At 59.1% G+C, this 12952-nt stretch carries 9 protein-coding genes and 1 rRNA gene; 6 read left to right on the forward strand and 4 right to left on the reverse strand.

Translation table 11 applies throughout. From position 1 onward, the window contains the following. Positions 1-40 precede the first annotated feature (40 nt). Positions 41-379, forward strand: coding sequence for a tryptophan synthase subunit beta (locus ACOI8A_RS17985; RefSeq protein WP_420651010.1), 339 nt, complete (start codon positions 41-43; stop codon positions 377-379). Positions 380-616: 237 nt separating this feature from the next. Here ACOI8A_RS17985 and lapD read toward each other — a convergent pair whose 3' ends face one another. After that, entirely contained in the window at positions 617-2563 is a 1947-nt protein-coding gene (lapD, locus tag ACOI8A_RS17990) for a cyclic di-GMP receptor LapD (protein ID WP_420651011.1), read from the reverse strand. A 14-nt stretch (positions 2564-2577) separates the two neighbouring features. After that, positions 2578-3270, reverse strand: coding sequence for a cysteine protease LapG (gene lapG / locus ACOI8A_RS17995; protein ID WP_420651012.1), 693 nt, complete (start codon positions 3268-3270; stop codon positions 2578-2580). 198 nt (positions 3271-3468) lie between these two features. Here lapG and ACOI8A_RS18000 point away from each other — a divergent pair, with 198 nt between their 5' ends. The 5 genes from ACOI8A_RS18000 to ACOI8A_RS18020 all read left to right on the forward strand — a co-directional run bounded on the left by ACOI8A_RS18000 (position 3469) and on the right by ACOI8A_RS18020 (position 10528). Next, positions 3469-4179, forward strand: a complete 711-nt coding sequence (locus ACOI8A_RS18000; protein ID WP_420651013.1) for a GntR family transcriptional regulator — start codon at positions 3469-3471, stop codon at positions 4177-4179. A 756-nt stretch (positions 4180-4935) separates the two neighbouring features. Continuing rightward, positions 4936-5709 carry a DUF3050 domain-containing protein gene (locus ACOI8A_RS18005; protein WP_420651014.1) on the forward strand — a complete coding sequence of 258 codons (774 nt, stop codon included), beginning with the start codon at positions 4936-4938 and terminating at the stop codon, positions 5707-5709. Further along, positions 5706-6635, forward strand: coding sequence for a diiron oxygenase (locus ACOI8A_RS18010; protein WP_420651015.1), 930 nt, complete (start codon positions 5706-5708; stop codon positions 6633-6635). The genes ACOI8A_RS18005 and ACOI8A_RS18010 overlap by 4 nt, the downstream gene beginning before the upstream one ends. Positions 6636-6648: 13 nt before the next feature. Then, the gene (locus ACOI8A_RS18015; RefSeq protein ID WP_420651016.1) at positions 6649-10038 is read left to right on the forward strand and encodes an amino acid adenylation domain-containing protein; all 3390 of its coding nucleotides are present in this window, start codon (positions 6649-6651) and stop codon (positions 10036-10038) included. Positions 10039-10060: 22 nt separating this feature from the next. Then, positions 10061-10528, forward strand: coding sequence for an SRPBCC family protein (locus ACOI8A_RS18020; RefSeq protein ID WP_420651017.1), 468 nt, complete (start codon positions 10061-10063; stop codon positions 10526-10528). Between the two features lie 58 nt (positions 10529-10586). Here the strand turns inward: ACOI8A_RS18020 and ACOI8A_RS18025 are convergent, their stop codons facing one another. Together ACOI8A_RS18025 and rrf are read right to left on the reverse strand one after the other, a co-directional pair. Further along, positions 10587-12467, reverse strand: coding sequence for a methyl-accepting chemotaxis protein (locus tag ACOI8A_RS18025; protein WP_420651018.1), 1881 nt, complete (start codon positions 12465-12467; stop codon positions 10587-10589). Positions 12468-12776: 309 nt separating this feature from the next. Then, positions 12777-12892 (reverse strand): 5S ribosomal RNA (gene rrf / locus ACOI8A_RS18030). Positions 12893-12952 lie beyond the last annotated feature (60 nt).

Raw genomic sequence — 12952 nt, forward strand, 5'->3', positions numbered from 1 at the left:
GCTGACAGCATGACGCTGGTTCATATCTGAGGGATGCTCAATGTTTTACGTGCAACGCGATGCGCAGGGCGAATTGATTCGCGTGGAAGCTGCGGCCTACGCCGAGGCCACGGAAACGCTGCCTGCCGACAACCACGAAATCCAGGCGTGGTACGCCAACGAAGCTGTGGAAAACAGCCTCAAACAGCTCAAGCAGAGCGACTTTGAGATGATCCGGGTACTCGACGACCTGATTCAGGTGCTGACCCAGAAAGGTGTGATCCGCGTGACTGACCTGCCGCCGGCGGCGCAGGCCAAGTTGATGGATCGAACCCAGGCGCGGGAAGCGCTGGGCGGGTTGGGCGGGTTGATTGATGAAGAAGAGACCGGGTTGATCTGATCCCCTCACCCCAGCCCTCTCCCGGAGGGAGAGGGGGCCGACCGCGTTGTCTCAGGTTATACATCGGCTTGAAAAATCGAGTCGATTATGGATTCAACGCAAAATCGCCGACGTCCGCGGATCTGCGATTACGGATTCAGCAGAGTTCTCTCACGTCGGCGGATCGTTGGAGCATCCCCCAATCGGTTCCCTCTACCTCTGGGAGAGGGCAGGGGTGAGGGCAGGGATCTCAATGACTCACCGCCAAGGCTTCGGCTCACCGAACAACTGCCCCTGAACCCCATACAAGCCCATCTCGCGAAGCACCGAAAACTCCCCCTCAGTCTCCACCCGCTCGGCAATCAACGGCAGATCAATACTGTGTGCCGCCCGCTGGATCGCCTCGATGAACAGACGTTTGTCGCTCTCCTGATCGATCGCCCGAATGTAGCTGCCGTCGATCTTCAAGTACGCCAGCCCCAGCCGCGCCAGGTTGCCGATCATGCTGAAGCGCCCACCGAAGCGTTGCAGGCTCAGGGAGAAACCAAGTTCGCGCAGGCGACGGGTCAAATCTTCCAGCACTGACTGTTCCGGCAATTGCTCCTCGCCGATTTCCAGGGTCAGGCGCGGGCCGAGATTGGAATGTGCGCGCAGAATTTCGAAGACTTTGTTCAGCGCCTGCGGATCAGCCAGGGTTGCCGAAGACAGGTTCAGCGCCAGCGACTCTTCGTGCCCGGCCATTTGCTCCAGCACGCGCTCGAGCATCAGGCGATCCAGTCGCGCGGTCCAGCCGAAGCGCTCGAGCCACGGCAGGAAACGTCCGGCAGGAATGGTCTGGCCTTGCTCGTCGAGCAGGCGCGACAGCACTTTGTAATGCAGCACCAGTTGCGTGTCCTGCGCCGCGACTACCGGTTGGAAGAACAGCTCGAAACGTCGCTGATTCAACGCCTGATCGAGCAAGCGATGCCAGGCGTGGTGATCGTCGCCGACATCTGCCACCAGGCTCTGATCGAGGCATGCCCAGTTCTGTTCACCTTGCCCTTCGGCCTGCGCCAGCGCTTGATCGCCGAGACTCAGCACGGATTGCGGAGAGTCGCCATGAACGAACGGCGCCAGCCCAATGGAGGCCACCGCCGCGACGTCGGTGGCGCCGGTCGCATGCAGGCTGCTCAGCGCGCTGTCGAGGCTTTGCGCCAGTTGCAGCGCTTCTTCACGGGTCAGACCCGGCGCCAGCACGGCAAATTCGCCGCCACGGATACGCGTGACCAGATTCTGGGTTTCCGGGTATTTGGCGCACTCGCGGGACAATTGCTCGCCCACCGCTTTGAGCAATTCGTCAGTACGCTGACCGCCAAGGCGCTGGTTGAGACCCGCCAGATCCTTGACCCGCAACAACAGCAGATAACCTGAGCTGGCCTGCTCCGGATTGCTCACTCGGGCGTTGAGCTGCATTTCGAAATAGCGCCGATTGGCTAGCCCGGTGAGGTTGTCCTGATACGACTCGGTGCGCAGTTTTTCACTGCGTTCGGCCTGTTCCTGAAACAGCGCTTTAAGCTTCTCGACCATCTGATTCATCGCCAGCACCACACGGCGCAGCTCAGGCGTGCGCGGAAGATCCGGCAGGCTGAGGAACTCGCGACGGGCGATGGCGTGGGACTGCTTGACCATGTAGTCCAGTGGTCGCAATTGCCGGCGTAGCAGCAACGCGCCGAGCACCGCACTGACCGCGCCGCAGACAAGCAGCCAGCCGAGGCTGCCCAACGCACTCTGCCAGAGTTTCGCCAGCGCAAACATCGGATGGCTCACCACTTCGACCCGCGCCGCCTGCTCCCAGCCACGACTGACCAACGCATCGCCACCGGCCGGCTCGAGGCCAATCAGTTTGACGAACCAGTCCGGCACGTTGCTTACCTCGGGAATACCACTGCGCTCGACGATGGTCTGATCGGTCTTCACATCAACCACACGAATGCTCGCGTAATAACCGCTGTCGAAAATCGAACTGACCAGCAACTCGACCATCGCCGGGTCGTCGATATTCGGCGTCAACGACAACGCCAGCGCCGTAGCGGCGTCCTGCGCGTGCGAGCGCAACTGGTTGACGTACTGGGTGCGCGAGCTCTCCAGACTGACCATGAAGCTGCCGGTGAAGGCGACCACCAGGAACAGACAGATAGCGATCAACAGCTGTTTGAACAAGGACATCTGAGCGCGTGCTCCTAGTTAGTCGTCTCGACCGGGAATCCTTCGGCCTGCATTTTTTTCAGCACATCCTGCCAGCGTGACAGACGTTTGGTATCGCCGACCTTTTTATTGCCCTTGGCGCCCGGCAGGTACAGACCTTCAGCATTGAAAGAATAGACCGGCAGCAAATCGGTTCGCTCCGCCGCTGGCTTGATCGGATCGATCAGGCTGTCGAGCACCAGCGGCATGGCGTCGGGGCTGGAATAGTAAGTCAGAACCATGTGCGCGCGGTTCTGGCGCAAGGCCTTGACGTAGGTGATGCGCAACTTGTCACTGGCCACCCCGAGATGGCGCAGGCTGAAATACTTGGCGATCGCATAGTCTTCGCAATCGCCGGCGCCTTTCCACAAGGCTTCGATGGGGGTTTCCCAATAATCGACCTCGCGCCACAGATCGATGTCTTCAACGTAACGCACCTGTTTGTTGAAAAACAGATTCACCACTTTGAGTTTTTCCAGCTCGCTGCCCTGCTTCTGCGTGGCCAACAGATTTTGCCAGGCATCAATGCGCTGCTGGCCGGCACCCAGCGGTCCGTACAACGAGGTGGCTTTGCGGCTGATCGTGGAAAAATCCCAATCGGCACTCAGACCGCCCAGCATGACGCCGGCCAGCAGCAGCGCGCAGCCTAGCCAGCGCACAGTCCGTGGGATCGCGAATCGTACCGCCAATACAAGGCACTCAAGGGGTAGGGAGGAAAGCGTTTGATGGTGAAGGTTAGCCCAGCAAAAAACAATGGCACCATGAGATCATCGGTAGCGCGCTAAACTGCAAATGTGACCAGGTTCTTCTACACGGTTTGACAACTTGTAGAGCAGTCACTAGTGTCCTTTGGATCCAAATTCGGTAGTCATTCAGGGTGCGTAGTCGTGACACAGAAGCCCAAGCCGCTGCATAGCATCAAAGTCGACAGCCCTATTCCTGCGCATCTGGCGCGGTCGGTCATCGAAGAAACCCTGCGCGCAGCGATCCTCGACGGTCGTTTGCCCTGCGGCACTGCAGTGCGTCAGCAGGATCTGGCGGATCTGTTCGGTGTCAGCCGCATGCCGGTGCGTGAAGCGTTGCGTCAGCTCGAAGCCCAAGGGCTGTTGAATGTGGTTGCCCATAAAGGTGCGGTGGTCGCGCCGCTGATCCAGGGCGATGCCGCCGAAACCTATGAACTACGCATCCTGCTCGAGTCCGAGGCGCTGCGCCAGTCGATCAACCTGCTCACCGCCGCCGACCACGAGCAGGCGGCCAGCTACATCGAAGAACTGGAAACCGAGCACAACTACACCGAAATCGGTCGGCTGAATCGACTGTTCCATATGGCGCTGTACAGCAAGGCCACCAACGGCCGCCTGTTGCGCCTGGTGGAAGAAGGCCTGAACGAGGAAGAACGCTTCCTGCGTTTCAACCTCGAGGCCATGGGTCTGGGCAAGCTCTCGCAGGATGATCACCGCGCACTGCTGCAAGCCGTGAAAGAGCGTGATGTAGAACTCGCCGTGCAACTGCTCGAGCAGCATCTCAACCGTGGTGTCGAGGTGATCACCCGCTACCTCGCCGAATCCAGCACGCAAAGCCGCCGAGCGGCACACTGATCCCCCAGTCGGGTTACGCGACAACGCCTACCCGGCGAATAACCCGCTTACAAATCCTCTCGCCTGCCACCGTGAATAGCCGTGGCACATCGGCGCCTGCGCTCTAACCTCCCCTCAGCTCAAAAAAACCCGTTATTTGCACCGCAACGAAGTCATTTCCGACGATAGCGGCGGCGCTGATTTACGCGCACCCTTGATTTGCCAACCCAATAAAGAACGGGGACGCGCCGCCACGGCAGCAGTCCTCGCACCAGGAACCTACGGAAGGAGCCTTGTCACGGGAAAAGGAAGAACCGGCGCCGTTGCACGCCCACTTCATCCCCTCAAATCATTTCGATCTTTTAATTGGAAAGTTGCTTCGAGTGAGGCATTCACTCTTATTAATCAATTTTGGCCACTTATCGCCGAAAGGAGCAACTTCGCCTAAATAAAACTTAATCAGAAAGTTTTATCAGACCCACTCACACTTGAAAAACAGCCAACTAAAAATAATTCAAAATAAACTTGTTAAGTTGTTTTGTGATGTATTAGTTTTTTACTCGCCGAGTTTGAACTTGCCGTATCAGCCTGGCAGCAGCGAGCAATAGCGCCCCATGCGCAGCAGCCACACGCCGCGGACTCGGGGTTAGTCGATTATTCAAAGCTTAAATTCTCATCGAACTGAATGAGGCTGTCGCTCGCCTGCAACATATATCCACCGTTGTTAGCCGTTGATTATGTAGTCCCTATTCCCCTATAAGCCAGAGGCTCGCCAACATGCCAACTAAAGAACAACTCGCCCTGAAGAAAGCTGAACTCAGTGTTCATCCGATCTTCTCTGAAATCGATTCGCTGACGGTACTCCAACGATTCATGGAAACCCACGTCTTCGCCGTTTGGGACTTCATGTCGCTGACCAAACGCCTGCAACAGGAACTGACCTGCACACGATTGCCGTGGTTGCCGCCGCGCGATCCGCATGCCGCGCGTCTGATCAACGAAATCGTCCTCGGTGAAGAGTCCGATGATCGACTGTCACACGGGCATTACAGTCATTTCGAGCTGTACCTGGACGCGATGCGCGAAGTCGGTGCGAACACTGCAGCGGTAGAGCGCTTCGTCGCCCTGCAGCAGGAAGGCGTGAGTTATGACGTGGCGCTGCAAAGCGTCGATGTCGACCCGGCCGCCGCACAATTCGTCCGCGACACTTTGCACACCGCGCTGCAAGCACCGGGGCACAGCGTGGCCGCCGCGTTTCTGCATGGCCGCGAGAGCGTGATCCCGAGCATGTTCCAACGCATGCTCGACGCGTGGGGCATCGGCGTCGAACAGGCGCCGACCTTTCGCTATTACCTGGAACGGCACATCGAGGTCGATTCCGAAGACCACGGCCCGGCCGCCGAGCAATTGCTGGAGCGTTTGGTCGATGGCGATCCGCAGCGTCAGGCCGAAGTCTATGCCAGCGCCGTGGCTGCCGTGGAAAGCCGCATCGCCCTGTGGGACGGCTTGCGCCTGAGCATGCGCGAACGTGTGGCAGAGGTGGCCGAATGAACGCCGCCGACTACCAATCCTTCGCCGACGCCTGGGAAAGCCGCGCGACCATCCGCACTCGTCCAAGGCGCGTGCTGGAGGACGACGCACGCTTGATCTATCCGCTCAGTCGCCAACCGCTGGTGCTCAGCCAGACCTTCCTGCGCGAATGCCCGGAGCAGCGTGATTTCGCACTGGTGCAGACGCTGTACAAATTCATCAACGACGTCGTGATTTTCGAGACGGAAATCGTCGACAAGACTGCGCGCAGCATCGCCAAAAACCGCTTCGCCGTGCCGTTCCCGTTCGCCTGCCGTTACGACGCCATGACCGTGGTGGTGGACGAGGATTACCACGCGTTAGTGGCGATGGACTTCATGCAGCAGACGGTGGCCATGACCGGCATCACACCTATCGAGTTGCCGGATGAAATCGAACTGAGTCGCGCGATTCCCGCCGCCGTTGGACTCGCGCCGGAACACCTGCGCAGCGCAGTCGAACTGATCTGCGTGGCCATCGCCGAAAACACCGTGACCGGCGATGTCGCGGCGTTTGCCCGCGACGATACGGTCAAGCCGTCGATCAAGGGTTTGATGGCCGATCACCTGCTCGACGAGGGCCGCCATTCGAGTTTCTGGGCGCGCATGGTGCGCATCTACTGGCACACCGCGAGCGATGCCGATCGCGAAAGCATCGCGCAGATTCTGCCGGTGTTCATCGGCCACTACCTGACCAACGACATCCAGAAAGCTTTCGACCTGCGCCTGATCGATGCCCTGCCAGTCAACGACGCCACGCGCCGCGCGCTCAAGGACGAGATGGCCGGTTTGGCCTTCCCGATCAATCGTCATCACCCGCTGGTGGGCAACATCGTGCGGTTCTTCCACAACAGCTCGCTGCTCGACACGCCCTGCGTGCAGCACGCCCTGCGCGACTATCTGGTTTGACCTGGAGGCTGACATGAGACGTCTCGACATTTTGCTGACGGGCCGCAGCCAGGCCTTGACCGACCTGGCGCAGGAGCTCGAACAACACGGTCATACATTGCTGAGCAACGCTGATCTAGCGGCGGACCTGGTAATCGATGACGGCACCTGTGCGCCGACTGATTTCGTCCACACGCCGCAACTGACCTTGCGCCTGGGGATTGGCGAAACCGGCGTCGGCGGCTTGCCGATGCTTGATCTGCTGTGCCTGCACAACACGATGCTGCTCAGTCGCGTGCCGATCGCCGACGAGCCGTCCGGCAATGGCCAGGCATTGCGCCAACGCACGCTGACGCAAGTGGTGGATGAGGTGGCGTTGCTGGTCAGCCGTTTCTCCCGCGATGCCGAGTATTTTCAGCAGACGACGACGGCCACGGCGCCGGACTTCGAGCGGGTGGAAAACCTGCTGTTTCTCGACGGTCTGGCCTACGTTCATCGACTCAACGCCACGGCCCATCCCGAGCTGCTGCAACAGGCGCGAATCCCGGTGATCGAGCGGATTGAACAGAGCCTGATCCACCACGCCGAACGACCGGCGCTGCACCTCGCCGAGCAGTCGATCAGTTACCGTCAGTTGCATGCGCACAGCCGGGCAATTCAGCAGCGCTTGCTGCCGTTGCTCGAGCAGCACCCGCACCCGTGGGTGGTGGGGATTTGCCTGCCAAAATCCGAGGCGCTGTTCGCTGCGATTCTGGCGATTCTCGGCAGCGGCGCGGTGTACCTACCGCTCGAACCGAGTCATCCATTGCAGCGCCAGCAATACATTTTGCACAACGCCGGGGCGCTGCTGTTGCTGCACGATGGCGAGCATCCGCTGAGTGAATCGATGCCGGGGCTGGATGTCAGCCAGATCGACAGCGCCGAAGCCGATCTAACCCAGCCGCTGATGCTCAGGCGCCCCGAACCCGATGCTCCATGCATGGCGCTCTACACCTCGGGCACCACCGGGCATCCGAAGGGTGTTTTGCTCAGCCAGGCGAATCTTGCGCACTTCACCGCGTGGTACGCCGATTACGTGCAGTTGAGCTGCGACAGCCGCGTGTTGCAGTTCTCTTCGCTGAGTTTCGACTCGTCACTGATCGACATCTTCCCGAGTCTGGTGGAGGGCGCGGAACTCGTGGTGCCCGACGACAATCAGCGCCGCGATCCATTGCAACTGGTCGCGTTGATTCGTCGTCGCCATCTGACCCACGCCTTCCTGCCGCCGGCGCTACTGAGCATCTTGCCGCTGGAGCAGCTGCAAAGCGTCGGGCAGGTGATGACCGGCGGCGATGTCTGCGAGCCGTTCGTGATCGAGCAACTGACGCGGCAAGGCAAACTGCACAACCTCTACGGCCCGACCGAAGCCACGGTGCTGATCACCGCGCGAGAGCTGAAACCCGGCGACAGCAATCGCAGCCTCGGCGGGCCGATTGCCAACAGTCAGGTGCTGATCCTCGACGATGATCTGCAACCGGTGCCCGAGCAGACTGTGGGCGAGTTGTTCATCGTCGGCCCCGGCGTCTGCCTGGGTTACCTGAACAATCCGCAGCAGACCGCCGAACGTTATCTGACCCTCGATTTGCCGGACGGCAAAGCACTGCGCGCTTATCGCAGCGGCGACATGGCGCGCTGGGGAGAGCATGGGATCGAGCTGTGCGGGCGGCGTGACAACCAGGTCAAAATTCGCGGGTTCCGGGTCGAGCCGGAAGAAATTGAACGCTGCCTGCGCGAGAGTCAGCTGTATCGGCAGATCGCCGTGGTGATCGACAGTCAGCGACGAATTCTGGCGTTTCTCGCCCAGCCACAATCAGACGTCGCCCGCGATGCACTGAAGGAGCACGCCCGGCAGTTCTTGCCTGACTACATGCAACCGGTGGCGTGGACTGAGTTGCCAAACATGCCGTTCGCCGCCAATGGCAAAGTTGATCGCAAGGCTCTGCTGGAGCTGCCGGTCAGCGTGCAGGACAGCGGCCCGAAATGCCTGCCCGCGAACGCTGACGAAGCATTGCTGCTGGAGATCTGGGGCGAATTGCTGGAGCTGCCGAGCAGCGATATTTCCACCGACGAAAGCTTCTTCAATCTCGGTGGTCATTCGATTCTGCTGTCACGCATGTTGCTGCGTCTGCGCGAAGAATTCGGCCGCAGCATCTCGATCAACCGCTTCATCGAACTGCCGACCATCATTAAGCTCGCGACGCTGGTGCGCGGTACCGATGACGCTGCCGTGCTCAGCGCGCAGGCGATGGCCGACGCCGAACGTGAACTGGATGTCGAGCCGTTGCCGATCAGTCGTATGGGCGATGTGCACAAGGTGATCGTTACCGGCGCCAACAGTTTTGTCGGTGTGCATATCGTCGAAGCGTTGCTCGGTTGGGGCGCCAGCGAGGTGGCGTGTCTGGTGCGTGATGGTGGCGGCAAAACCGCCGCGCAACGCTTTACCGAGGCGCTGCGCGAGAACCGTCTCGAGCATCTGGATCTGAGTCGGGTGCGGGTCTATGCGGCGGACATTTCCCGGCCACAACTGGGTCTGGACGATGCGGTGTTCGAGCGGCTGGATCGCGAGTTCGGCGCACTGGTGCACAACGCCGCCAACGTCAATCACGTCCTCGACTACGAGTCGCTGGCAGCAGACAACGTCGAGCCGATTTTTGCCCTCCTGCGCCTGTGCGAAGGGCGCAGCAAAAAGGTCTTCAATTTCGTCTCGACCTTGTCCGCTTCAAGCACCGTCGACGCTGAGGGCCGAGTGCTGGAACTGCCCGCCGCAACCACGCCGCCGATCTACATCCGCAACGGCTACAACCTGTCGAAATGGGTTGGCGAACGCATCCTCGAACGGGCGCGCGAATGTGGGGTGCGGGTCAATCTGTATCGGCCCGGCAACATTAGTTTCAACAGTTTGAGCGGCGTTTGTCAGCCGCACAAAAACCGTTTGATGCTGATGCTCAAAGGCTCGATTCAGCTCGGCCAGGTACCGGCCTTCGCGCTGAATTTCGACCTGATGCCGGTGGATTTTCTCGCGCGTTTCATTGCCTTCCACGCCAGCCGTTACTCGCCCGAGCATGCAGTGTTCAACCTGCATAACCCCGAGCCGTTGAGTTGGGATGCGTACGTCGCTTCGTTCCGCGAAACCGGCAGTCAATTTTCGTTGGTCAGCGTCGCCGACTGGCAACAACAACTGGGCCGGGTCGATGCGGATAACGCACTGTTCGGCGTACTCGGTTTCTACCTCAACGGCTTCGAAGAAGACATCGGCGACATCTCGCTGATCGGCCACGCCAACGCCCAGGCCGGCGTCCAGCAAATGGGCGCGCACTACCCGGAGAAATCGCCGGCGCTGCTGCGCCGGGGCTGCGATTACCTGAAACAAATCAACTTCATCTGAACTCACAAAAAGGAGCAACACCATGAGCAATCTGCAACCGGATACCCTGATCAAAAACCCGCACGGCTGCCACGTTGTGTCTTCGGTAGAAGTGCCTGTGGATGCCGCGAAGGTCTGGGCGATAGTCGGCAACTTTGCCGGTTTCGACCAATTCATTCCGGCGCTGTCGCACATCGAAATGACCGGCGAAGGCGTAGCATCGCTGCGCAAGAAGTTCTTCAAGGACGGCAACCTGGTGGTCGAGCAACTCAACTCCCGCGATGACCAGGCGCTGAGCATGACCTGGACCACGATCTACAACACCTTGGGGGTGGCCAATCTCTGGGCAGCGATGAATGTTGAATCGCTGGGCGCAGGCAAGTCACGGGCGACCTGGACGATCATCGCCGAGCCGTCCAGCGGTGGGCCTGAGGCATTGCCGGGGTTCAAGGATTTTGTGCAGGGGTTTGCCGATGATGCGATGGGCAATGTGCAGAAGCTGTTTGTGTAATGCATGAAAAAGCCCGCTGCGGATGACTCCGCAGCGGGCTGATTTTCAGCGCGTTTGATCAGATTTTGAAGCTATCGACCAACTGCTTCAGACGGTTGGCCTGTTGCGACAACGCATCGCAATCCTTCAACGTTTCATTGAGGTTGGCCACACTCTGCTGGTTCAGCAGATTGATCTGGTTAACGTCGACGTTGAGGGTTTCAACCACGGCAGTCTGCTCTTCGGTCGCGGCTGCCACCGATTGGTTCATGCCGTCGATTTCGCCGATACGCTGGGTCACGCTGACCAGACGCAGACCGGCCTGATTGGCCACTTCCACGCTCTGTTCGCTGGACACCTGACTGGCGTTCATCGTGGTCACCGCTTCACGCGATCCGACCTGCAGCGAAGTGATCATCTTGTGAATCTCTTCAGCCGATTCTTGGGTACGGTGAGCAAGGTTACGCACCTCGTCCGCCACTACCGCAAAACCGCGACCGGCTTCACCGGCACGTGCTGCTTCAATGGCCGCGTTGAGTGCCAGCAGGTTGGTTTGCTGGGAGATGCCTTTGATCACATCGAGAATGTGCCCGATGTTGTCAGTGCTGGCATTCAGGGTTTCGATCTGCGTGCACGACAGGCTGATTTTTTGCGACAGCTCGGTCATCGCTTGAATGGTTTGTTCAACCACTTGGCGACCGTCATCAGCCTGCTCGCTGGCACCGCTGGCGTGCTGCGATGCATCGGCGGCGTTACGGGCGATTTCCTGGGTGGCGGCACCCAACTCATTGATCGCGGCGGCCACGCTGTTGGTGCGTGCGCTTTGCTCGTCGGAGCCGACAATCGAGGCGTTGGACGATGCCATCACGCGTTGCGACAGGTCATGTACATGACGAGTCGCCGAAGACACTTCGGAAATCGACGCGTGAATGCGCTCCACAAACTGGTTGAACGAGCTGCCCAGTTCGCCGAATTCGTCTTTGCTTTCCACCGACAAACGTCGGGTCAGGTCGCCTTCGCCTTGCGCGATGTCCTGCATGGCGCGGCCCATGGTAATCAGTGGACGCATCAACACAGTGATCAGCAAGCTCAGGAACACCGCAATCGCTGCTACCGCAACGAACATCGCGATCAGAGCGGAAGTACGGAATTGGCTGAGCGCGGCGTAGGCTTTGTCGCGATCGATCGACAGACCGATGTACCACTCGGCATTCGGTAAACCGGTGACCGGGGTGAACGACAGGATCCGCTCCTGACCGTTGAGCATCACGTTCTGGTTGCCCTTCTCGATGCGCACGCTGGAATTCGGATAGATGTCTTTCAGGTTCTTCATCACCTGATCTTTGTCCGGGCTGACGATCACCTGACCGTCGCCGCTGACCAGAAACGCGTGGCCAATGCCGCCGAAGTCCACCGAGTTGATGATCTTCACCAGGGTTTCCAGACTCAGGTCACCGCCAACTACGCCAAGCAGTTCGCCGTTCTTCTTCACCGGCATGGCGATGGTCACTACCAGCCCGCCAACCGCTGCCATGTATGGCGGGGTCAGCATGGTTTTATCGGCGGTTACCGCTTGCTTGTACCACGGGCGCTGACGCGGATCGTAACCGTCCGGCATCTTCGCATCAGGGCGCTGGGTGAACACACCGTTGGCCTGACCGACATAGGTGAATTGAAAGTTCGAGGTGAATGCAGGCTGATCGACCAGGCCGGGATAGTCCGCGTCCTTGCCTTGATGGGCAACGTTCTGGGCGAGGTTTTCCAGCACCAGAATTCGTCCGCTCATCCAGTTCTGCACACTGCTGGCAGTCAGATCACCGGCCTGCTGCACAGAGGACTGCAGGTTCTGGCGAATGGTGTTTCGCTGCAGATAGTCGTTGTACAACGTGAACAGCGCGAACGCCAGGACCACGACGCCCGAGGCGGCCAACAGGATTTTATGGCTGAACTTGAGATTCATTTCATGGGACTTCTTATGCAAAAGTGGGGATGCGTTCCGGGATGCAACATTCCATGTACAGCGCAGGCAGCGTTCTTATGGCTGCTCAACTTTGGTGCACGCATGTCTCACTAGTTTTTCGGCACGTTTCGAAGAAATCTTAGGCTCGCGTAGGAAATGAATGGATTTTATGCAGGATTCCCGCTGAACGGCGGGCCAGAGCGGTCATCCGGGATTGTTGAATGGCTGTCGCTCCTGAACAACTGGATTTCACGCAGCCTGAAATGACAAAACCCCAATCGCTTTCGCAATTGGGGTTTCGGAATTCAATCTTGACGATGACCTACTCTCACATGGGGAAACCCCACACTACCATCGGCGATGCATCGTTTCACTGCTGAGTTCGGGATGGGATCAGGTGGTTCCAATGCTCTATGGTCGTCAAGAAATTCTGTGACCGGCCCGTTACCAGGGTAACGTGCCAGCAAAAACGGGTACTTCTACTA

The sequence above is a fragment of the Pseudomonas sp. P4795 genome, from assembly GCF_048822895.1.
GTDB lineage: Bacteria > Pseudomonadota > Gammaproteobacteria > Pseudomonadales > Pseudomonadaceae > Aquipseudomonas.